General features: G+C 58.2%; 17 protein-coding genes. 8 read left to right on the plus strand and 9 right to left on the minus strand.

Annotation, left to right across the window (positions count from 1 at the left end; genetic code table 11):
* Nucleotides 1–92 precede the first annotated feature (92 nt).
* Nucleotides 93–2402 carry a molybdopterin-dependent oxidoreductase gene (locus DA718_RS20230; protein WP_112214540.1) on the minus strand — a complete coding sequence of 770 codons (2310 nt, stop codon included), beginning with the start codon at nt 2400–2402 and terminating at the stop codon, nt 93–95.
* A 413-nt stretch (nt 2403–2815) separates the two neighbouring features.
* Here DA718_RS20230 and DA718_RS20235 point away from each other — a divergent pair, with 413 nt between their 5' ends.
* The 5 genes from DA718_RS20235 to DA718_RS20255 are packed head-to-tail and all read left to right on the plus strand — an operon-like array spanning nt 2816 to nt 8283.
* Entirely contained in the window at nt 2816–3796 is a 981-nt protein-coding gene (locus DA718_RS20235) for a sugar ABC transporter substrate-binding protein (protein ID WP_110273311.1), read from the plus strand.
* 44 nt (nt 3797–3840) lie between these two features.
* Nucleotides 3841–5346 carry a sugar ABC transporter ATP-binding protein gene (locus tag DA718_RS20240; protein ID WP_167492887.1) on the plus strand — a complete coding sequence of 502 codons (1506 nt, stop codon included), beginning with the start codon at nt 3841–3843 and terminating at the stop codon, nt 5344–5346.
* Nucleotides 5343–6329 carry an ABC transporter permease gene (locus tag DA718_RS20245; protein WP_112214542.1) on the plus strand — a complete coding sequence of 329 codons (987 nt, stop codon included), beginning with the start codon at nt 5343–5345 and terminating at the stop codon, nt 6327–6329. The genes DA718_RS20240 and DA718_RS20245 overlap by 4 nt, the downstream gene beginning before the upstream one ends.
* Complete coding sequence (locus DA718_RS20250; protein ID WP_112214543.1) at nt 6329–7330, plus strand: ABC transporter permease; 1002 nt, start codon at nt 6329–6331, stop codon at nt 7328–7330. Before DA718_RS20245 ends, DA718_RS20250 begins: the two co-directional genes overlap by 1 nt.
* Nucleotides 7331–7341: 11 nt before the next feature.
* Entirely contained in the window at nt 7342–8283 is a 942-nt protein-coding gene (locus tag DA718_RS20255; protein WP_112214544.1) for a carbohydrate kinase family protein, read from the plus strand.
* A 40-nt stretch (nt 8284–8323) separates the two neighbouring features.
* On the opposite strand, the gene DA718_RS20260 is transcribed toward DA718_RS20255, so the two are convergent.
* From DA718_RS20260 to DA718_RS20270, 3 genes are read right to left on the minus strand one after another with little or no spacing between them, the layout of a single operon-like run.
* The gene (locus DA718_RS20260) at nt 8324–9352 is read right to left on the minus strand and encodes a 2-hydroxyacid dehydrogenase (RefSeq protein WP_112214545.1); all 1029 of its coding nucleotides are present in this window, start codon (nt 9350–9352) and stop codon (nt 8324–8326) included.
* On the minus strand, nt 9349–10845 hold the full coding sequence (locus DA718_RS20265; RefSeq protein WP_112214546.1) for an FGGY-family carbohydrate kinase: 1497 nt from the start codon (nt 10843–10845) through the stop codon (nt 9349–9351). The genes DA718_RS20260 and DA718_RS20265 overlap by 4 nt, the downstream gene beginning before the upstream one ends.
* Before the next feature lie 25 nt (nt 10846–10870).
* Nucleotides 10871–11482 (minus strand): methylthioribulose 1-phosphate dehydratase, encoded by a 612-nt coding sequence (locus DA718_RS20270; protein WP_112214547.1) that lies wholly within the window; start codon nt 11480–11482, stop codon nt 10871–10873.
* Nucleotides 11483–12125: 643 nt separating this feature from the next.
* Between DA718_RS20270 and codB the strand changes: the two genes are divergently transcribed.
* The 3 genes from codB to codA are packed head-to-tail and all read left to right on the plus strand — an operon-like array spanning nt 12126 to nt 15861.
* Complete coding sequence (codB, locus tag DA718_RS20275; protein ID WP_112214548.1) at nt 12126–13388, plus strand: cytosine permease; 1263 nt, start codon at nt 12126–12128, stop codon at nt 13386–13388.
* Nucleotides 13389–13390: 2 nt separating this feature from the next.
* Nucleotides 13391–14626 carry a PucR family transcriptional regulator gene (locus DA718_RS20280; protein WP_112214549.1) on the plus strand — a complete coding sequence of 412 codons (1236 nt, stop codon included), beginning with the start codon at nt 13391–13393 and terminating at the stop codon, nt 14624–14626.
* Entirely contained in the window at nt 14623–15861 is a 1239-nt protein-coding gene (codA, locus tag DA718_RS20285) for a cytosine deaminase (RefSeq protein ID WP_112214550.1), read from the plus strand. The genes DA718_RS20280 and codA overlap by 4 nt, the downstream gene beginning before the upstream one ends.
* A gap of 33 nt (nt 15862–15894) precedes the next feature.
* On the opposite strand, the gene DA718_RS20290 is transcribed toward codA, so the two are convergent.
* Genes DA718_RS20290 through DA718_RS20310 form a run of 5 tightly spaced genes read right to left on the minus strand, consistent with a single transcriptional unit; the run spans nt 15895 to nt 21804 of the window.
* Nucleotides 15895–17349 (minus strand): sulfatase family protein, encoded by a 1455-nt coding sequence (locus DA718_RS20290; RefSeq protein WP_112214551.1) that lies wholly within the window; start codon nt 17347–17349, stop codon nt 15895–15897.
* 55 nt (nt 17350–17404) lie between these two features.
* Complete coding sequence (locus DA718_RS20295) at nt 17405–18940, minus strand: sulfatase (RefSeq protein ID WP_112214552.1); 1536 nt, start codon at nt 18938–18940, stop codon at nt 17405–17407.
* Nucleotides 18940–20019, minus strand: a complete 1080-nt coding sequence (locus DA718_RS20300; protein ID WP_112214553.1) for an ABC transporter ATP-binding protein — start codon at nt 20017–20019, stop codon at nt 18940–18942. Before DA718_RS20300 ends, DA718_RS20295 begins: the two co-directional genes overlap by 1 nt.
* 19 nt (nt 20020–20038) lie before the next feature.
* Nucleotides 20039–20887 (minus strand): carbohydrate ABC transporter permease, encoded by an 849-nt coding sequence (locus DA718_RS20305; RefSeq protein ID WP_112214554.1) that lies wholly within the window; start codon nt 20885–20887, stop codon nt 20039–20041.
* Complete coding sequence (locus DA718_RS20310; protein WP_112214555.1) at nt 20887–21804, minus strand: carbohydrate ABC transporter permease; 918 nt, start codon at nt 21802–21804, stop codon at nt 20887–20889. Before DA718_RS20310 ends, DA718_RS20305 begins: the two co-directional genes overlap by 1 nt.
* Between the last annotated feature and the right edge of the window lie 5 nt (nt 21805–21809).

Raw genomic sequence — 21809 nt, forward strand, 5'->3', positions numbered from 1 at the left:
CAGTTTCCCGGAGGCAGCGCCTGAGGCGCTTTGTCCGGGCTCCCCACCCCGTCCGTAGGCCGGGCAAGGCGCTGCCCGGCAATTCCCGACGCCTAAGCCCGAATAAACCTTGGCGGATCGAAAGCGGTCACCGGCGGCAGCGCCTCGCGCCACGGTTCAATTTCCACCCAGCAGCTTTGGGCGCTACAGCCCTGCCCCAGCCGCGAGCTTCCGCGATCTTCAGTTAACACGTTAGGATTACCGTGTTTATCCAGCGAATCCTTTTCATTTGGATCCAGCGGATCGTACCAGGCACCAGTCGACATCTGCACCACGCCTGGCAAAATCTGCTCGCTAAGATGCACCCCGGCCAGAATCGCCCCACGGGTGTTATAAACCTTCACCACGCTGCCTTCGCTAATGTCCCTCGCCTGCGCATCCAGCGGATGCATCCACAGCGGCTCGCGCCCCTGAATTTTTGTCGCCCGGCTAACGCTACCGTGATCGTACTGACTATGTAACCGGGTACGCGGCTGGCTGGAGAGCAGATGCAGCGGCCAGCGAGCGGCTTCCTGCCGTTGCCAGGCCGCCTCCTGTTCATCCCACCACGGATGACCTGGGCATTCACGATAGCCAAATCCGGCGATGGTTTCTGAAAAGAGTTCAATTTTCCCGGACGGCGTCGAGAGCGGATAGCGCTGCGGATCGGCGCGAAAATCCGCCAGAAATATCTGCGGTTTTTCAGGCGCGCTATATTCCAGCACCCCTTGCTGCCAGAACGCCTCGAACGACGGCAGCTCAATTCCCTCTTCCCGGGCGCGTGGCCGCGACTCTTCATAGATTTTCCGCAGCCACTGCCCGGCATCGCGCCCTTCGCTAAAACGCTCACCGCAGCCCAGCCTTTCAGCAAGGTCGCAGAAGATGGCGTAATCATCGCGCGCTTCGCCCACCGGCGGGATCTGCGCACTCATGGCAATCATAAAGCCGTCGTGGCCGCCGCTGCCGATATCTTCCCGCTCAAGCGAGGTGGTGACCGGCAGAACGATATCGGAGAATTTGGCCTGCGCGGTCCAGTACTGTTCATGTACCACGACGGTTTCCGGCCGCCGCCAGGCTTCACACAGACGGTTAATATCCTGGTGATGATGAAACGCGTTGCCGCCCGCCCAGTAAACCAGGCGAATATCAGGGTAATGCAGATGCTGGCCGTCAAACTCATAGGCTTCGCCCGGATGCAGCAGCATATCCGAGAGGCGCGCTACCGGGATCACGCTGTTCACCGCATTTTTTCCGGCAGGAAGCCGCGGGCCGGAAAACGTTTTACGCGCCGCTCCCGCCAGATTGGTACAGGCATAGCCAAACCCCAGGCCGCCGCCCGGCGTACCAATTTGCCCCAGCAGCGCGGTGAGCGCTACCGTTGCCCAGTAAGCCTGCTCGCCCTGGCGCGCCCGCTGAATCGACCAGGAAATATTCACCATCGTGTGCTTGCTGGCCATCTCACGCGCCAGCGCAACAATCTGCGGAGCGTCAATGCCGGTTATCGCCGCCGCCCACTCCGGCGTTTTCGCAACGCCGTCACTCTCCCCCATCAGGTAGGCGCGATAAGCGGCAAATCCCACCGTATGGCTGGCGACAAAGCCGCTGTCGTACAGGGATTCGTCAATCAGAACGTAACAGAGCGCCAGCAGCAGCGCGGTATCGGTCCCCGGACGAACGGCAAGCCACTTGGCGCTCTCCACGGCGCTCAGATCATTACGCACCGGACTGATATTGACGAAGCGCGTTCCCTGCTCCTGCATCTTCTCCAGCCAGTATTTCAGCATATGGTCGTTGGCGCCGCCGCCGTTGACCTGCGAATTACGCAGCGGCAGGCCGCCAATCGCCACAAACAGCTGACACTCCCGCGCCAGCTCGGAGAAATGAGTGTGCTGACGGTGCAGCGGGCTTAGCGGCCCGAGGATATGCGGCAGAATGCGCTCACCCGCCGCGCTGCTGTAGGTGTTGGTGCTGGCGGTATAGCCGCCGAAGGACTTGAGGAAGCGGTGCAGCTGGCTTTGGGCATGGTGAAAGCGCCCGGCGCTGGCCCAGCCGTAGGAGCCGCCGAAAATGGCTTCATTGCCGCAGCGTGCTTTGACCGACTTCAGCTCGCGGGCCAGCAGGTCGAGCGCCACCTCCCAACTCACTTCTACAAACGGCTCTTTGCCGCGCCCCTCTCGCGAAGCCGGGCCATTTTGCAAGTAACCCGCACGCACCGCCGGACGCCGAATTCGCGTCTTGCTGGTGACCGCATCGGGGAGCGACTGACCGATACGGGAAGGATTTTTATCCCAGGGCACTGGCGTCACCGCATCAATCTTGCCGTCGCGAGCCTGTACTTGCCAGGTTCCCCAATGCATCACGGTCAGATTATGTTGTTTTCTCATATTGCTTGTTTTCTTCTCACCCAATAAAGGTCGCCATAATAAAGCGCGCGAATCTTGGGAATAAAATACATATCACCATACAATCTGCTATAGAGAAAGGATTCCCTACGTAGAATAGCTATGAGTTATTCCGGAATGCGATATATTACAGCGACAGAATAATTTTAATTAAACAACAGTATTTATTTGAACAAATAAGACTTGCAAGCAAATTAAACCCACAAAATAAAAATGGATAAAATCGCATCATGAAATATTTTCAGGTTACAGATGACAAATTTACGTTTTCCTCAGGCAAATCTGCGATATAACATTGTTGATATAACTTAGACATATTTTGTATTTGAGGTTGTGTAGTTGTTATTGTCATGCTACTGCTTCGCAGCCACCTCCATCACAGGACCATAATAAGAATGTCGCAGAAAATGAAATTATTGCCCATCGCGCTGGGCCTGCTCTCGCTCGCCTCCGTTAACGCCCTGGCGGCCGATGCCTTATCGCTTCAGGGGAAAACTATCGGCGTCGCCGTTGTCGGTACCCAGCACTTCTGGGATCGTGAAGCCTATAAAGGTGCGACCGAAGAGGTAGAGAAACTCGGTGGTAAAGTGATCGGCGTCGACGGTGGCCGTGACAACCAGGTTCATGCCAATAACCACGATATTTTACTGTCGCGTAAAGTCGATGCGGTAATTAGCATTCTGGGCGATAGCGCCGTTGAGCCTAAATTCAAAGCGCTGCGCGATGCGGGCATTCCGGTATTTACCGTTGACCACGTTTCAAAATACTCCGTCAATAACACCACTTCCGATAACTACACATTAGGCTCGACCATTGGTCGTTATATGGCCGATGAGCTAGGTGGCAAAGGCAACGTTGCGGTATTTAACGCTTTCTCCAGCTCCCTGCGTATTTGCGGCATTCGTTATGACCAGTGGAAATATGTCCTTAAGGATTACCCGGATATTCATATTATTCAACCAGAGCTGGCGGAACAGTTTGCCAACTCTCCGGAAGATGCGCGTAAGAAAACCCTCGAACTGCTGAGCCAATATCCAAAAGGTAAGCTCGACGCCATCCATGTTGCCTGCTGGGATCAGCCCGCTATCGGTATTGTCCAGGCGCTGGAAGAGACTGGTCGCGACAAAGACGTTAAAGTCACCGCCATCGATGCGGGCCCGGAAACGCTGGAAATCATGGCCGAGCCGGGCAGTCCGTTCGTTGCCAACGTCGCTCAGCAGCCGCATCTGATCGGCCAGACTTCCGCCGATAACGTCGCCCGCTACTTCGACAAGCAGAAATTGCCGGTACAAACCTTTATCCCTGTCGTCCCGGTGAAAGGCCCGCAGGAAGCGAAAGCGGTCTACAAACAGCTGGGATATGGCGAACTGCAGTGATCACTCAATCCTCCGGCGGGGCTAATCCCGCCGCTGGTCTGGCGATGAACCAGATCAGCAAAAGCTTCGCCAACGTGACTGCATTAAATGCGGTCACGCTGCTTCTGAACCCTGGCGAAATTCACGGTCTGATCGGCGAGAACGGCGCGGGAAAATCGACGCTAATTAAAATCCTTGCGGGCGTCTATCAGGCCGATAGCGGCAACGCCACGCTCGACGGCGCGCCTCTGCCGCTCGGCAATCCGGCGGCTATCGAAGCGCTGGGCATTCGCGTCATTCACCAGGAACTCAACCTGATCCCGCACTTTACCGTCGCGGAATCGGTGTTCCTCGGCCAGGAGTACCGCACCCGCTGGGGCGCGCTGGACCGGCGGCGGATGAATGCCGCGACCGAGGCATTTTTCCGCGACAGCTGGCAGCTGGAAATCAATCCGCGCCGCCTGATCCGCGATCTCAGCCTTGCCGAGCGCAAGCTGGTACAAATCGCCCGAGCGCTGATTGACGGCGCGGCAAAGCTGGTAGTGTTCGACGAACCCACCGCGCCGCTGGAAGCACAGGAAGCCAGCCTTGTCTCCTCTGCCATCTTGCGCCTTCGCGAGCAAGGGATCGCGATTCTTTATATTTCCCACTATCTCAACGAAATCGCCGCTCTTTGCGATCGCGGTACGGTGCTGCGTAACGGCGAGGTTGTCGGCTACCCCGACCGTGAACTCCTGCAAAATACCGATGCGCTAATCAAAATGATGGTCGGGCGCGATATCGAACAGCTCTATACCCCGCGTCAGAGCAGCGCTCAGGAAGTTGATACCGCCGTACCGGTGCTGTCGATTCGCCATCTCAGCGACGGCACGCAATTAAACGATATTAGCTTTGATATTCAGCCCGGCGAGATCGTCGGCGTGGCGGGTCTGCTTGGCGCAGGGCGCGACGTGCTGGTCGATCTTCTTTACGGCCTGCGCCGCGCCCGCAGCGGCACGATTAGTATCGACGGCGAGCCGAAACGGCTGCGCACGCCCTATCAGGCCACCCGCGCCGGGCTGGCGCTGGTCCCGCGCGACCGTCGCCATCAGGGGCTGATTCTCCCCTTCTCTACTGCCGACAATATTAACCTTGCCTCGCTGCCGGACACCGCCACCTTCGGCTGGGAACACCGAGGGCGGGCACTGGAAAAAGCGCGCAGCTGGATTGAACAGCTCTCCATCCGCCCCGGTCGCCCGGAACTGCCGGTGCGCTTTATGAGCGGCGGCAACCAGCAAAAGGCGATTCTCGCCCGCTGGCTGGGCACAGACGCGCGGCTATTTATTCTTGATGAACCCACGCTCGGGGTCGATATCGGCGCACGCAGCGATATTTATCAGCGCACCCGCGAACTGGCGGATCGCGGTCGCGGCGTGCTGGTCTCTTCCAGCGACGCACCGGAACTGCTGGGCCTTTGCGACCGCATTCTGGTGATGTGGCGCGGCGAGCTGGTGGCCAATCTTCCGACCCAGGGGCTGACGCTGGACGCGCTACTGGTGACGATCAACGGTGGACAGGAACAACAGGTATGAGTGCAGGTATCCAGCGCCGCCCCCTTGCGGGCATAACGACGCTAATCGAAAAATTTCCCCTGATTCTTTTTTTCGCGCTGCTGGTCTGGCTCAGCCTCCAGTCGCCGTTTTTTTTAAGCTGGCAAAATATCAGCATGATGCTGGTGCAGAGCGTGCCGCTGGCGATCCTCTGCTTCGGTCTTGTCTGCGTGATTGCCGTCGGCGGCGATGACGTAGTTTCCGGCGGCATCGACCTCTCGCTGCCCGCCATCGCGGTGCTCGGCGTAGCGCTTCTGAGCCTCGGCATGGCGGAGTGGAATACCCCCTATTTGCTGCTGTTTTTACTGCTGATTGCCGTCAGCCTGGCCTGCGGCGCGGTCAACGCCACCCTGGTGCTGGCGGCGGGCCTGCCGCCGCTGCTGGCAACCCTGTCAACCTCCGTCGCCTTCACCGGGCTGACCGACCTGCTGACCGGGCAGCGGCGCATCGCGGTAAACGATCCACTGATGGTGGCCTTTCGCGATAACGACCTGTTCGGTATTCCCTGGCCGCTTATCTATCTGCTGGCGGTCTTTGCGCTGTTTCAGTTTCTGCTCCATCACTCCCGCTTTGGCCAGCATTTACAGGCGGTCGGCGGCAACCGCGATATGGCGCAGATGAGCGGACTCAACGTGCGCCGTTTGACTATCATCGTCTGGCTGCTGGCGGGGATCGCCGCCGGTCTGGCGATTATGCCGCTGCTCAGCCAGGGTTCCGGCAGCTCCAGCGGTACGGCAACGCCGTTGTTGCTGGAAACCGTCCTCGCCACCTTTATCGGCGCGGCGTTCTCGCGGCGTCGCGTGGTCACCATCTGGGGCGCGCTGCTCGGGGCGGTGCTGGTCAACGCGCTCTCTAACGGGCTCGGCCTGCTGGGGGTGAATATTTTCTGGATGGGCGCGATTAAAGGCGGCCTGATCCTCGTGGTGCTGGCGGCTTCCGCTGTCAGACATAAAGGAGGCAACTGATGAGCCAGTTGACGCTCAAGACCCCATCAACGGGGCAAACCGGCAGCAGTCCGCTGGCGTGGCTGTCGCGGGCAGGATTCGGCGTGATTACTCTGCTGGCGATTGCCCTGTTCGGCTGGGCAAATCCGGTTTTTTTGACCTTCGATAACTGGGCGAACCTGCTGCAGGGCAGCGCCATCCTGCTGATTGTGGCGATGGCGATGACCCTTATCGTCAGCGCCGGAGCGATTGACCTCTCCGTCGGCGTAGCGCTTGATTTCGGCGCCGCCTTTGCGCTGGTAGCGCTGAAAACCTGGCACCTGCCGTGGCAGGCTGCGGTCGGCTGCGCGCTGCTCGGCGGGGTGATAATCGGCCTGCTGAACGCCTTCCTGATCCTTATTTGCCAGATTCGTCCGTTCCTTGCCACCCTCGGCACCTGGTTTATCGCCAGCAGCGCCGAGCGCATCTATACCGACGGCGGCGGCTCTATCTCTTATCGCCGGATGGCACCGGAATATCACGATCTGGCGGTCGGCAATATCGCCGGAATTCCAACGCCAGTGGTCATTGTTCTGGTGCTGTGGCTGGCGGCCTGGCTGATTACCGAACGTACGCTGTTCGGCAAATACGTTCGCGCTATCGGTCAGAACGGCGAAGCGGCGCGTATCGCCGGAATTCGCGACCGTCGCACCATGTTGTGGGTGCTGGTGGCGGCCTCCGCCCTGTGCGCCGTCGGCGGCGTTATCCTTTCCGCTAACCTGCGCCAGTTTACGCCGCTGGCCGGTCAGGCCTATCTGATGGACGCTATCGCCGCGGTATTTATCGGTACCGCCTTCAACCGGCTGGGCCGGGTCAGCATCGCCGGAACCCTCGGTGGGGTGCTGTTCCTCGCGATTATTGATAACGGCCTGAACCTGATGGGGCTTAACTACCTGGTGAAAGATGCGCTGGTTGGCGTGATTCTGGTCGTCGCGCTGGCCCTCTCCTTCTGGCAGGCGCGCCTGCGTCAAACCCATCGTTAAGTGGAGCTCTCATGGCAACCTTTGACGCCGCCTTTGTCGGCCTGACTATTCTTGATATCGCCGGTCGCCCGGTTATCGACATCCCGCCGCGCGGCGGGGTGGCCTTTATCGAACAAATTCGTCTGAACCCCGCCGGAACCGCCGCCGGAGCCAATATTAATGCCGCTAAGCTGGGCATTCGTACCGCCGCGGTGGCCTGCCTCGGCGAAGATGAAAAGGCCGATTTTATCCTCGCCAGCTATGCACGGCTGGGAATCGACTGTTCGCTGGTCCAGCGTACCGCGCAGCAGGAAACGTCGGCGACGATCCTCCCTATCCGCCCCAACGGCGAGCGACCGGCGCTGCACTGCCGGGGAGCTTCCGATGAGCTTTTCATCAGTGAAGAACAGTTCGCCGCGATTCTTGACTGCCGCTTCCTGCACCACGGCGGCACCGGCCTGCTGGCGGCGATGGACCAGGGGCAAAGCGCCCTTTTGCTGCAAGCGGCTAAGGCTCGCGGCGTCACCACCAGCTTTGATTTAATCGCGCCCAATGAGCACACCCTCGATCTGCTGCGCCCGCTGCTGCCGTCGGTGGACTACTTTATGCCTTCACTTGAAGAAGCAGCATACCTTTGCGGGCAAACGCGGCCAGAAGACATCGCCCGCTTTTTCTTCGAACTTGGCGTCGGGACCTGCATTCTGAAAGATGGTGAAAACGGCTCCTGGCTGCTGACCCGCGACGGCGCAGTCGAGCATATCGCGCCGTACCGGGTCGATGCTGTCGACACCACCGGCTGCGGCGACAGCTACTGCGGCGGCTTTATTGCCGCGCTGGCCCGTGGGTTAAGCGTCAAAGAGGCATGTGAGGTGGCTTCTGCGGTGGCCGCGCTGGTGGCGACCGGCATGGGCTCGGATGCGGGCGTGGTCGACTGGGAGCATACTCAGGCATTTATGGCGGATAACCGTCGCTGACAAAAAGCGTCGCCGCCGCATCTCGCGGCGGCTAAAAAGCTTAACGCCACTGATAGAGCAGCGGCTCCCCGGCAACATAGCGCTGAAGGTCGGCAGCAATCATCGCCGTATGTTTAGCGATGCTTTCTCTCGTCGCCCCGGCGATATGCGGGGTGATAATCACGTTATCAAACTCGGTAACAAAAGGATGATCGCGCCACAGCGGCTCGCGATGATAAACATCCAGCGCCGCGCCGCCCAATGGGCCGTGGCGTAGTGCGCTAATTAACGCCTCTTCATCCACCACCGCAGCACGCGAGGTATTAATCAGCAGCGCCCCCGGCTTCATGCTCTTCAATAACTGTGCGTTCACCAGACCATCGCTGTGCGGACCACTGCTCAGATGCAGGCTGACAATATCCGCCTCACGGAACAGCCCCTCAAGCGTTGTTTTCTGTAGCCCCGGCTCGTTGATATCCTCGGCGGCGACAAACGGATCCACCACCAGCACCGCCATGCCAAAGGCGCGGGCAATACGCGCCACGCGGCGGCCAATATTGCCATAGCCGATCAGCCCCAGGGTTTTATTGCGCAGCTCGCTGCCTTTAAACACTTCATAAGGACTTTCCGGGCTGACGTCCCACACCACATCGCGGCGCAGCCCGCTCTGGGTGGCCTGGGCGGCGTTCTCGGCGTTAGTGAATTCACCACGTTTCAGCGCCGCGTGCGATTGCGGAATATGCCGCGCCAGGCTTAACATCATCCCCAGCGTCAGCTCTGCTGCTGCGTCCGCATTGCGGCCCGGCGTATAGAGTACGCTGATATCGCGCGCCTGCGCGGCTTTGGTATCAATATTCACCGGATTGGCGCGGGTGCAGGCGATGACCTGCAGACGCGGACAAGCGGCAATCACCTCTTCCGTCACATCATCGTAGCTGGTCACCAGTACGTCAGCGTCGTGGGCCAGCTCAATCAGCTGGCCTGCGCTCAGCTTCGGTTTACCCAGCGCCCAACCTTCCACTCGCAGTTCACCCAGTTGCTGAAATGCGCTGAGATCGCCGGCGTGTTCGGCGGTAAAAACAATTTTCATATGCGTTGTTCCTGAGAAATACGTTGAAGCGCCTCGTGGCGAGCCTGCCAGACCGGGAGCATCTGCTCACGCAGCAGGCGATAAACCGGATAGAGCGCAGCGTAACGGGTATGCGCCTGCGGATTAGGTTGGTAACGAGTCTGCTCAAGTGCGGGGTAGCGGGTCAGCGCATCGACGCTGCGCGCCGCCAGAATCGCCGCTCCGCGCGCGCTAAGCTCGTTGAAAGTACTGGAAACCACCGTTCTGCCGGTGCAGTCGGCAATAATTTGCAGCCAGGTCGCTGACGCCGCCCCGCCGCCGGTCAGGTACAGCTCACCGCCCTGCGGATAACCCTGAAGCGAGTCGACGATGGCGTAAGCCAGTCCTTCAAATACTGCTCGCTGTAGCTCCGCGCGAGTGGTGTGCTGGCTAATACCAAAATACCCGGCCCGCGCTTCGGGGCTAAAGAACGGCGCGCGTTCGCCGTTGAGATAGGGCTGCCAGAAGACGCCGCCGCTGCCCGGCTCAACGCTGGCGATGCTCTGTTCCAGCTGCTGTAAATCGGGGTTCAGCGAAATCTGCTGCTGGAGCCAGTCGATGTTTGGCGTTCCGGCCTGCATCGGAAAAAGGTTAATAAAGCTGCCCGTCTCGGTGTGGGTGACGTAGCGCGTCCCCTCGTTGACCGTTTGACGACCATGGCAGACGATGCCGGTGCAGCAGGTGGTGCCGAGAATAGTATAGATGTCTCCGTCGTTCACCGCGCCGCAGCCAAGCGCCGCGCTGCACACATCGAGCGCGCCAGCCGCCACCGGCGTAGCAACGGGAAGCCCGGTCAGCGCCGCGATCTCTTCCCGTAGCGTACCTGCCTGAGCATCCGGTGCCAGCAGCGGCGGGAACAGATGGGCTAAATCCGTCAGCCCCATCTCATTGAGTACAACCCCGGATAATGTTCCGCTCTGCTGGTTAAGCAAAGAGGTGCTGGCATCAGTAAGATCCAGCGCTGCAACGCCAGTGAGGCGAAAGCGGATCCAGTCCTTAGCGAAAAACAGATAGCGGGCTGCCGCCAGCCGTTCGGGCTGATGATGTTTGAGCCAGCATAGCTGCATGCTGGTGTTGCAGGGTTGCAGATGGGTGCCGGTATCGTCAAAGAAACGGCGGTCAAAACCGGGGCGGTTGAGCAGTTCACTCATCAGCTCGCGGCTGCGGGTATCGCTCCACAGGATACCCGGCCCAACCGGTTCGCCCTCGGCGTCGCTAAGCCAAACGCCTTCGCCCTGCCCGGCAAGGCCAATTGCGCATAAACGCCCTTTTTGCAGCGCCGGATGCTGAGCAATCTCGCGCAGAATCTCCACCACCGACTGCCACAACTGGGCCATATCCTGCTCAGCGTGACCGTTGGCCAACAGGCGCGGGCCGGTATTTTGCGCCGCGCTGGCGCACGCCTGAAAATGTTCATCAAACAGCACCGCTTTGACCCGTGAGGTACCGATATCGATTCCGAGATAAAAATCCATGCCTGACCCGTTAGTGGAGAGAAATTTAGTCGCGCTCGTAGCGGCGACGCATCAGCTCGCACTCGAACAGAAATTCCAGTCCTTCCAGCTGACGACGGGCCTCGTTAATGTCTTTGCCCCAGCAGGTCAGGCCGTGGCCGCGCAGCAGGAAGCCGTAGCGCAGCGGGTTGGTCTGCGCATAGTCTTCAATGCGCGCCGCCAGAGCATCGATATCCTGGTCGTTATCGAAAATCGCCACCGGTACGGTATCAAGGTGGCTATGCTGACCGGTCAGGGTTTTCTGCATCTCATAGCCCTGCAGCGCCAGGGTGCCGCTTTTTTCAATGCGCGACAGCACGGTAGCGTTGACGGTATGCACGTGCAGTACAACGTTGGCCTCCGGGAACAGGCGATACACCAGCGTATGCAGGCCGGTTTCGGCGGAAGGTTTACGCCCGGAAGGCGCTTTATTGCTGGCGATCTCAACCTGGAGGAAATCTTCCTTCGTCAGGCTGCCTTTATCGCGTCCCGACTCGCTGAGCCAGCACCAGGTCTCGTCCTGACGCACTGACATATTGCCGCCGGTGGCCGGAGCCCAGCCTTTCGCGCCGATCCAATGACAGGTGGTGACCAGTTGCGCGAGTCTTTCTTGCCACATAGCAGTTCCTTAGTTTAGCGATGTTGATTTGAGAACCTTTACGGTCAGGCGTTATTGTTGCAGGCAGTTTGGACACGGACAGCGCGGAACACCCGGAACGTACACGTAGTACGTGAGGAGTGTGAGCACTGCCCAGGTCCAAAATGGCCAATAAAATAGCCTGGAGAAAGGTTCTTTAGCCGTCTAAATGGCTATTCACCCGATACTAACACTGCCCGTTCAAGTGAACAATATTTCAGAAAAGACTTACATTATGAATAGTTATAATAGAATTGCATATGAAATTACTTTTTTAACAATAAAGAAATTGAATGTCTTCATGATGCCAACATTACCAACTGCACGCTGCCCAAAAAATAGGGGATCGTTCCGCCAGAAAACGACGCGAAATTGGCATCATTTGTAGGTCGGGTAAGGCGCCAGCCGCCACCCGACAGGAATGCGCTCAATAGCTCAATCCCACTGCCCCACGGCGGTGCGAAACATGTCACCGTGCACACATTTATGGCAAACATCGGCTAAATAGCGCCTTTTTATGTGCATAGTGCCCATATATCCGTGTTACCCCTGCCCCGATTTTGTTGGCATATCTCTTGCTACCCCTCTGGCATCGCCATTCGGATAGCCACTCAGAGGTTCCACAATGTCAAACAGCAATGATTTTCCGCTCGTCGAAGCGCCTGCCTCAGGGCGCAAAGGCGTATTTTCGATCTCCATGGTCCTGTTCAGCTTCACCTTTTTTACCGGCACGATGTTCGCAGGCGGCAAGCTTGGCGTCTCTTTTTCGATTGTGAACCTGCTATGGATTGCGGTTATCGGTAACTTTCTGCTGGCGCTATACGCCGCATCGCTCGGTTGGATTGCCGCGCGCAGCGGGCTGAATACCGTGCTTATGGGGCGTTTTTGCTTTGGGGAAATTGGCAGCAAGCTCGCCGATTTTATTCTCGGTTTCGCCGAACTGGGCTGGTACGCCTGGGGTACCGCGACGGTCGCTATCTCGCTGGTCAAAATCCTCGCCCTGCCCGAGGCGATGACCATTCCGCTGATGATCCTGTTTGGGATCCTGTTCTGCGTGACCGCGCTGGTGGGCTACAAGGGGCTGGATGCGCTATCGCGCGTGTCGGTGCCGCTGATGTTTATTCTGCTGGTAGTTTCTATGTATCTTGCCGCCCATCACGCTGGCGGCTGGCAGGCGATGACCAAAATCGAACCGGGCGAAACCATGACCTGGTCGGCGGCGATCACCATGGTGTTCGGCACTTTCGCCAGCGGCGCGACCCAGGCGACGAACTGGACCCGTCTGGCTAACTCCAGCCGCACCGCTATCATCGCCAGCATGAGCAGCTTCCTCGTCGGTAACGGGCTGATGATTGTTGCCGGGGCGTGGTGCGCCATCGTCTACCAGCAGGCCGACATTGTAGAAGTGCTGATTTTACAGGGGCTGTCCGTCGCCGCGGTGGTGATGCTGTGCCTCAACCTGCTGACGATTCAGGGGCCGACTATCTATAACGTCTCGGCTGCCGCCTGCCATCTGCTGCGCAGCGAACGCCGCCGTACCCTGACCGTGGTCGCCGCTGGCGTCGGCATTCTGCTGGCCATTGGCGGGATGTACGAAATGCTGATCCCGTTCCTGGTGCTGCTCGGTAGTATCATCCCGCCCATCGGCGGCGTCATTCTTGCCGACTATTGGTTCTATCGCGGCGGGCGCTATCCGCTGCTGCAAACCGCCCGCTTGCCGCGCTTTAACTGGCTGGGGCTCAGTGCCTACGCCGTCGGCGCGGTGGTGGCTTATCTGTCGCCGTGGATCGCGCCGCTAGTGGGGATTACCGTCTCCGCGCTGGTCTACATCGCCCTGATCCGCCTGAGCAAACGCCAGCCCGCCGCTGACTCAGTTGCGGAACAGTAACCATGAGTCTGACGGTCAATGAAATCCTCGCGCTGGACGGGCTCTCCGCCATGCGCCTGCGCGCGGGTAAACAGGGATTGCAGCTGGCGGTTCGCTGGTACTACGTGGCGGAAAATGAAAATATCGCCGAGTGGATCATGGGCGGGGAACTGGTGTTTATCACCGGGATCAACCATCCCCGCGATGAAAACAACCTGATTCATTTACTGATGGAAGGCAAGCAGCGCGGGATCGCCGGAATGGTGATCCTGACCGGCGACGCTTATATCCACACGATCCCACCGCGGCTGATCGCGCTGGCCGACGAGCTGGGCATTCCGCTGATCGAGCAGCCCTATCTGCTGAAGATGGTGATTGTGACCGAGCGCATCGGCACCGCGCTGGTACGCAGCGAGAATGCTCTGCAATCACAGCGCGATATTCTGCTGCAGCTGCTAACCGGTGATTATCCCGACCTGCAAATCCTGCATCAGCGCGCGCTCCACCAGCAGCTGGATTTTACCCGACCGCTGCGGGTAGCGGCGCTGCGCCTTGAGGGGATAGCGCGCCTGTTTCGCCAGTTTCCGCCCGAGCAGGCCGAAGCCTGGCTCCAGCAGGCCCGCCGCACCGTGCGCCAGCGCTTGCAGCAGCAGCTCAATCAGCAGGGCAACCCTTTTCCGCTGGTCGAGCGCAGCAATATGTTTCTCTTCCTGATCCCGGACGAAGAAGGCGAGTTTTATCAACAGAAAAAGTGGTTAGAACAGTGGCTGCTGACGCTGGCAGAAGGTAACGATGGGCTGTCGCTGCTGTGCGGACTGTCCGCACCGGTGCAGCAGCTACAGGGATATCAGCGCGCGCTGTCGCAGGCGCGCCAGGCGCTGGATCTCAGCGATAACCTGCGTCCGGCCCAACGCATCAGCGATTATCAGCAACTGGGCTTTATCAAGCTGCTTTCCGCCGTCAGCGACCCTGGGCTGCTAACCGACTTTATGCATGACACTCTCGGCTGCCTGATCGAACCCGACCGCAAAAGTCCGTGGCTATTAATGGAGACGCTGGAAACGCTGCTTCAGGAGAGCGGCAACGTGGTCAGGGCCGCCGAGCGGTTGGGGATTCACCGCAACACGCTGCATCAGCGCATCCAACGAATTGAAAAGCTGACAGGCTATCCGGTCAGCCATCCGCAATTTCATCTCAACGCCTCGGTCGCTTTAGCTATCTGGCGTATGTCGCAAAACCATTTACGGGAACAACCATGAAAATTATCAACGCGCGCCTGCGCCATAAAGAAGCGCTCTATACCCTGGATCTCCAGGACGGTTTGATTAAAAGCATCACCGTGCAGGCAGCCGCACAGGCGGTTGACGCCAACGATATCGATGCGCAGCAAAAGCTGGTGATCCCGCCGTTTGTCGAACCGCATATCCATCTCGACGCCACCCTGACGGCGGGCGAACCGGAGTGGAATATGAGCGGCACGCTGTTTGAGGGCATCGCCCGCTGGAGCCAGCGTAAAGAGAGCGTCACGGTTGAAGATACGCGCCAGCGCGCGCTGAAAACGATCGGTATGCTGCGCGATAACGGCGTACAGCACGTGCGTACCCATATTGATGTCACCGACCCCTCCCTGACCGCGCTGGAAGCCATGCTGAGGGTAAAAAAGGAGGCGGCCCATCTTATTGACCTGCAAATCGTCGCCTTCCCGCAGGAGGGCATCGAATCCTTCCCCGGCGGGCGCGAGCTGATGACCCGCGCCATTGAGATGGGTGCCGACGTGGTAGGCGGCATTCCGCACTACGAAAATACCCGCGACAAGGGCGTTAGCTCAGTCATGTTTTTGATGGATCTGGCCCAGCGCCATGGCTGCCTGGTGGACGTGCACTGCGATGAAATCGATGACCCGCAGTCGCGTTTTCTGGAAGTGCTGGCGGAAGAAGCCCGGGTTCGCGGCATGGGCGCGCAGGTCACCGCCAGCCATACCTGCGCGATGGGCTCTTACGATAACGCCTATTGTTCGAAGCTGTTCCGCCTGCTAAAAGCCTCGGGAATCAGCTTTATCTCCTGCCCGACCGAAAGCATTCATCTGCAAGGGCGCTTTGACAGCTGGCCGAAACGGCGTGGCGTGACGCGGGTGGCGGAGCTGGACCGCGCCGGGATCAACGTCTGCTTTGCTCAGGATTCCATTCAGGACCCGTGGTATCCACTGGGCAACGGCAATATCATGCGCATCCTCGACGCCGGGCTGCACATCTGCCATATGCTGGGGTATGAAGATTTGCAGCGTTGCCTCGATCTCATTACCGATAACAGCGCCCGGGCGCTGTGCCTGGGCGATAACTACGGTATTGCCGAAGGACGTCCGGCGAACCTGCTGATCCTTGATGCGGAAAACGACTATGACGCCGTGCGCCGCCAGGCCAAAGTGCTGACCTCCATTCGCCATGGCGACATTATTTTGCAGCGCCAGCCGGAACAGATTTGCTATCCAAACTGATGCATTAAGCACCCGGCAGGTTACCCTGCCGGGCTAAAAATCACTGATGCGCTCCGGCCCTGCGCCGCTCACCTTCATCATGGCGGAAAAATGCTGCTGGATAAGCTGCGCCTTGAGCGGCTTAAACTGCGGGTCGTGCCAGTGGTCATGAAATTCATGCGGATCGTTATCTAAATCAAACAGCTCCCCCTCTTCAGCATCGTGATAAACAATCAGTTTATAGCGACCATCAAAATACATACTGGCGCGCGAACCGATGCTGCCGGGAAAGCCAAGCGCGTCAAAATATTCGCTCAGCACATAGGGCTTATGCTGATGCAGCGCGCTGTCACCCCTGAGCAACGAATACAGCGATTGCCCCTGGTTCTGTGGCGGTATGGTCAGCCCCGCGCTCTCCAGTAACGTTGCAGGAATATCCACCAGCTCGACTAAGGCATTCGAGCGCCTCTGCGGCGCGAAACGCTGCGGCCACGAAACGATCAGTGGCACGTGCACCAGCCCTTCATAAAAGCGGCAGCCTTTGTAGAGCAGGCCGTGATCGCCCAGCATCTCTCCGTGATCGCTCATAAAGATAACCAGCGTATTCTGCCGCTGCCCGCTCTCATCAAGCAGCGAGGTCAGGCTACCGACCAAATCGTCTATCTGAGCTATCATAGCGAAATAGGCCGCGCGAATGGCCTTCGCATCCCAGGATTCCGGCGGCGTGTCATGGCTGCCTTGCAGGCTTTCACCCTCTACCGCCGCATTCGGATTGACAGCCTTTTTGGTCTGCTGGTCGACCCGCGTAAAGCGCGCCTGATGGGCCAGATCGCTTTCGGCAAACAGCGGTGGGCGAATGGCATCCGCATCAATACGCTGCAAATATGCCTGCGGCGGGTCAAACGGCGGATGCGGATCGTAGAGGTTAATGCTGAGGAACCACGGCGACTGCTGATGGCGGGAGATAAATTCTCGCGCCCGCTCTGTCGCCCAGGTGGTCTGGTGAAATTCCGCCTCAACTCCTGGATAAATCGCGCCCTGCGCGTGGGCGTATAGTGCCTGCGGATCGACGCCTTTCTCTTCCAACCACGTCTGATAATCGTGACCCTCCGACCAGTCCGGGTGCGGATGTTGGCTCCAGTAAAACTCATCGTAGCCATCGTCGGGGCGCTGCTCTACGCCGTGCTGACTGGCGGAAAGATGCAACTTACCAATCAGCCCGGTGCGATATCCCGCCTGCTGAAATGAACGAGGCAACAGATGCAGGTGCTCAGGAAAGCGGCGGTTACCGTTGCGCTGTATTTGATGCGCAATCGGGTACATTCCGGTCAGAAACGATGCCCGGCTGGGGGTACAGATTGGGCTTTGCACATAGGCGCGTTCAAACAGCACTCCGGCAGCGGCAAGGTTATCAATGTGCGGCGTCTGCGCGCCGGGCGTCCCAAGACAGGAAAGCGTATCCCAACGCTGCTGATCGGTACATATCCATAAAATATTCGGTTGGTTCATGGGAGCATCGCTTACTGTTTATGGCCCGCATGTCAGCGGGCCGTCACACCGTGGGTTAAACCTCAGAAGAGACGTCCTGGGGCGTTAACCCCAGCCGCTCAAAGGCTTCCGGCGGCGCATCATTTTTCGCCATTAAATCGACCATTAACTCGCTAAGCTGCTGCTCAACAACCGGGTCGTACAGCGGGGCGAGCTGCCCCGGGTCCTCAGCCAGGTCGTACAGGCGAGTCTCTTTTTCCAGTAGCGATCCCGGGCCGTAGTTGTTATACATCGGCGAGGTATCGATAACCGGCACTTTCAGTAGTGGAACGCCTTTGGTGAAGGGGAAAGGTGCAGCCAGCGTGGTATCCGCCAGCTCTTCGGTGCTAAAACGCGAGGTGATATGCGTTGGCATCAACGTGTACTGGTAAATCTCCTGCTCGCTGAGGTTTTCCGGGTAGCGGTGGTAGGTATAGCGGCCATCGGTCACGTTGACCGCCCCGCCGAAATAGCCAAAGAGAATGCCCTCCCGTAGCGCCCGATCCTGCGCCACAACCGGCAGCAGCGAGTGTCCTTGCATCTCCGCCGGGCGTTTCGCGCCGTGAATATCAAGGAAGGTGGCGGCAAGGTCCGGCGTCTGGGTCAGAGCCTGCCTGCGCTGCCCGGCAAAGTGCGCGTACTCAGGATGGTGAATAAACAGCGGAATATGCGCCACCTCCTCGTACATGTTCATGCGGTTTTTCGCCCAAAAGTCATGCTCGCCCAGCAGGAAACCGTGGTCGGTGGAGAGCACCAGCGCGGTGTCCTTCCACAGATCGTGTTGATCAAAATAATCCAGCACATCGCCAAGCAGCGAATCGCACAGCGCAATTAGCCGATAGTAATTGGCGCGAAGTTCCTCGCCCTCTTCCGGTAATTCATCGACGCGACCATAGCGCGGCCAGTCAAGAACCGGCCCGGTCCAGTCGGTGTTAATCACATTATAAAAACGCTCCGGGGCGGTAAATGGCTCATGCGGATCGAAGGTTTCAATTTGTAGGAACCAGTTGTCAGCATGGCGATTGGTATCCAGAAACTCCAGGCCACGAGCAAAGCATTGCACCGAGGGGAAGTCTTTCTCTTCGCGGATATACTCCCGGTTGATGATATTGCGCGCTTTTAAATCCCGCCGTCCGTTTGCAAACTGCGAGGGATGGTATTTTTCCCGCAGGCGCTCCCAGTGCGGCTGCACCATCGCCTTCCACGGGTCGCCCTCCTGACCGCGAATAAACTCAAACGAATCATAACGGTTATGATAGGTCGCGCCGCCATCTTCAAAATAGTGGTTATGATCGGTGATCAGATGGCTGTAGACCCCCTGCTGATACAACAGCTCAGGGAAAGAGTTATCAAAGGGCTCCAGCGGCCCCCAACTACGGTGCAAAAAACTCAGGCGACCGGTCTGCATATCGCGTCTGGCGGGCATACACGGCATGCTGCCGACATAGTGGCGATCGAACGCCACTGAGTGCCGCGCCAGACGGTCAAAGTTCGGTGTTGGCACATGCTGACCACCGTAAGGCGACAGAGCCAGACGGTTCAGTGAATCAAACAGCAGGAAGACGGTACGCATTATTGCTCCTTAGTCAGGGGAATTCTTTCGCCGCTTTCGGCATCAAACAGGTGAATGTGGCGAACATCCGGCAGCAGGCGGATGCTATCGCCCGGCTGGAGTTCAAGCCGCTGGCGGAAGGTACAAGTCAGGGTTTCGCAGCCCAGACGGGCGTTGATCAGGGTTTCCACACCGGTGGGCTCGGTAACGTCAACCTCAGCAGGCAGACCATCAGCAGAATTGAGAACAAAGTGCTCCGGTCGGATGGCGTAAATCAGCGCCCTTCCGGCAAGATGCGCCAGGTTATCCGCCAGCGGCAGAAGCAGACCGGAATCGCTGACAAAACCTTCGCCATCGTCAGAAATGCGACCGGATACGCGGTTGATCTCCGGCGAACCAATAAATGAGGCGACAAACAGGTTACGCGGCTGGTCGTATAGCTCCAGCGGGGTCGCCACTTGTTCAATACGCCCCTGATTCATAATGGCGATCCGATCGGCGAGGGTCATCGCCTCTATCTGATCGTGGGTCACGTAGATCATCGTGGCGTCCAGCTGTTGGTGGAGTTTTTTGATCTCAAGGCGCATATCCACCCGCAGCTTGGCATCGAGGTTCGACAGCGGCTCATCGAACAAAAAGACCTCGGGGTTGCGCACCATCGCCCGACCTATTGCCACCCGCTGGCGCTGACCACCGGAGAGCTCGCGCGGGTGACGCGCCAGCAGCGGCGTAAGCTGTAGCGCTTCGGCAGTAGCGTTGACCCGCCCGGTAATTTCCTGCTTTTTCACCCCTTTTATCTTCAGCGAGAAGCCCATGTTCTCCGCCACGCTCATATGCGGATAAAGCGCATAGCTCTGGAAAACCATGGCAATATCGCGCTCGCTGGCGGGTATCTCATTGATATCGCTCCCCTGGAGCAAAATTCGCCCATTCTCAACCTCCTCCAGCCCGGCGATCATCCGTAATAGTGTGGATTTTCCGCAGCCGGAAGGCCCGACGAGGACAATAAACTCCCGCTTTTCAATATGCAGATCGATATTCTGCAAGACCGTGACGTTGCCGTATTTCTTATTGACGCTCTCGATTGCAACCGCGCTCATTGGATTTTCCTTTTTAATGTCATGCCTTCACCGCGCCGGACAGTAATCCTTTGACGATAAAGCGCTGGCCCACCACGAGCAGCAGCAGTACCGGAATCGAAACCAGCAGGGATGAAGAGGCCATTTCCGCATAGCGAATCTGTTCATTTTGCGAAAAAGCAGTGATGTATACGGGCAGAGTTCGCGCCTGCTCCGAACTGAGAATTAACGCTATCGGAAAGTCATTCCACACAAACAGCAGCACCAGAATCGTCGTTGCGGTCATACCGGATCTAATCAGCGGTACGAAAACGTAGCGAAAGCGTTGCCAGTGGCTACAGCCGTCAACGCTGGCGGCATCCAGCAGCTCTTTAGGGATCTCGCGGGCAAACGTCACGCCCAGCCAGAGCGCCATGGGTAGCCAGGCGGCCACGCTGGCGATAATGATGGCAATCCGCGTATCGTAGAGGCCCAACTGGCGAAAAAGATTGAACCAGGAACCCACAAAGGTCACCACCGGCAACAGGTTGAACAGCAGGCACCAGCCAAGCAGAACCGCCCCTAACGCGGGAGGCAGCTTACGTACGGTGGTCAGCGCGTAGGCGGAAAACAGCGTCACGGCGACGATAATCGCGGTCGTGGTCAGCGTAATCACCACGCTGTTGACGAAATAAGCGCTAAACATCGAGCCGGGGTCGAATAACAGCTCACGCAAAGTAGTCAGCGTCGGCGTAAACACAAAACGGGCGAGCAGAATATCGATTTGCTTTTTAAATGCGGTGCTCAATAACCAGATAAAAGGAAACAGCACCAGCACAGCGTACAACGTGATTGCGGCGCCACGACCAGCCGTAAACAGCCGGGCGCGCCCGCGTAGCGATAGCAGCATCAGCTTATCCTCCGCTTACGTAGGCTCATCAATACCACCAGCAGCAGAGCAATAATGAAGAAGGTAAACAGGGACATCACTGCCCCCAGCCCCTCACGGTCCTCAATAAAAAAGGCGCGATAAATGGAGTAGCTGACCATCTCGGTGGCGGTACCTGGTCCGCCTTTGGTCAGCAGATAGATTTCATCAAAGACCTTGAACGAGAAGATGATGCGCAGCATCAGGGTTATCAATAGCGCTGGCCACATCATGGGTAAAATGACGAAACGCAGGCGCTGCCAGCGGCTGCAACCATCCAGTTGGGCAGCCTCCAGCACCTCGCGGGGCAGCGCCTTCAGGCCCGCAAGCAGCAACAGGAAGGAAAACGGCGTCCAGTGCCAGACATCAACCACAATCACCGATAGAAACGCCAGCGATGGTGTTCCCAACCAGTCAGGCGGTACGATATCCAGTTGACTCAGCACCACGTTAAGCACCCCAGAGTCGTTGTTGAGGATCAGTCGCCACATCGCACCGATTACGATGGGAGAAATCACAATCGGCAGCAGCAGGATGGTTGTCAGTAAACGCGGCTCTTTCTTCATATCGTTAACCGCCAGCGCCAGCGCAAAACCGATAACAACTTGCAGCGTCACGGCAATAACGGAAAACGCCAGCGTATTGACCAGCCCCGGCCAGTAGTAGGGATTGGCGAGAAAAGCGCGAATATTATCCAGTCCGACAAACCGGGTGACGGCGCGTCCATCCTGCCAGCTCACCTCCTGGGTGATCAGGCTGAAAAGATGGATCACTGGGGTAACCATCAACGCGGCAATAATGACAATCAGCGGCGTCAATGCTAGCCACGGCCACCAGTCACGGTGCTGATGGCGTGAAGAGGATAAGGGCCGAAGCACGGAGAGAGGTTGTCCAGACATAGCGA

This window comes from Klebsiella huaxiensis, assembly GCF_003261575.2.
GTDB lineage: Bacteria > Pseudomonadota > Gammaproteobacteria > Enterobacterales > Enterobacteriaceae > Klebsiella > Klebsiella huaxiensis.

Excerpts from the sequence above, each read along its gene's own strand:
- DA718_RS20230 (WP_112214540.1), bottom strand. The coding sequence starts at position 2,402 with ATGAGAAAACAACATAATCTGACCGTGATGCATTGGGGAACCTGGCAA.
- DA718_RS20235 (WP_110273311.1), top strand. The coding sequence starts at position 2,816 with ATGTCGCAGAAAATGAAATTATTGCCCATCGCGCTGGGCCTGCTCTCG.
- DA718_RS20240 (WP_167492887.1), top strand. The coding sequence starts at position 3,841 with ATGAACCAGATCAGCAAAAGCTTCGCCAACGTGACTGCATTAAATGCG.
- DA718_RS20245 (WP_112214542.1), top strand. The coding sequence starts at position 5,343 with ATGAGTGCAGGTATCCAGCGCCGCCCCCTTGCGGGCATAACGACGCTA.
- DA718_RS20250 (WP_112214543.1), top strand. The coding sequence starts at position 6,329 with ATGAGCCAGTTGACGCTCAAGACCCCATCAACGGGGCAAACCGGCAGC.
- DA718_RS20255 (WP_112214544.1), top strand. The coding sequence starts at position 7,342 with ATGGCAACCTTTGACGCCGCCTTTGTCGGCCTGACTATTCTTGATATC.
- DA718_RS20260 (WP_112214545.1), bottom strand. The coding sequence starts at position 9,352 with ATGAAAATTGTTTTTACCGCCGAACACGCCGGCGATCTCAGCGCATTT.
- DA718_RS20265 (WP_112214546.1), bottom strand. The coding sequence starts at position 10,845 with ATGGATTTTTATCTCGGAATCGATATCGGTACCTCACGGGTCAAAGCG.
- DA718_RS20270 (WP_112214547.1), bottom strand. The coding sequence starts at position 11,482 with ATGTGGCAAGAAAGACTCGCGCAACTGGTCACCACCTGTCATTGGATC.
- codB (WP_112214548.1), top strand. The coding sequence starts at position 12,126 with ATGTCAAACAGCAATGATTTTCCGCTCGTCGAAGCGCCTGCCTCAGGG.
- DA718_RS20280 (WP_112214549.1), top strand. The coding sequence starts at position 13,391 with ATGAGTCTGACGGTCAATGAAATCCTCGCGCTGGACGGGCTCTCCGCC.
- codA (WP_112214550.1), top strand. The coding sequence starts at position 14,623 with ATGAAAATTATCAACGCGCGCCTGCGCCATAAAGAAGCGCTCTATACC.
- DA718_RS20290 (WP_112214551.1), bottom strand. The coding sequence starts at position 17,349 with ATGAACCAACCGAATATTTTATGGATATGTACCGATCAGCAGCGTTGG.
- DA718_RS20295 (WP_112214552.1), bottom strand. The coding sequence starts at position 18,940 with ATGCGTACCGTCTTCCTGCTGTTTGATTCACTGAACCGTCTGGCTCTG.
- DA718_RS20300 (WP_112214553.1), bottom strand. The coding sequence starts at position 20,019 with ATGAGCGCGGTTGCAATCGAGAGCGTCAATAAGAAATACGGCAACGTC.
- DA718_RS20305 (WP_112214554.1), bottom strand. The coding sequence starts at position 20,887 with ATGCTGCTATCGCTACGCGGGCGCGCCCGGCTGTTTACGGCTGGTCGT.
- DA718_RS20310 (WP_112214555.1), bottom strand. The coding sequence starts at position 21,804 with ATGTCTGGACAACCTCTCTCCGTGCTTCGGCCCTTATCCTCTTCACGC.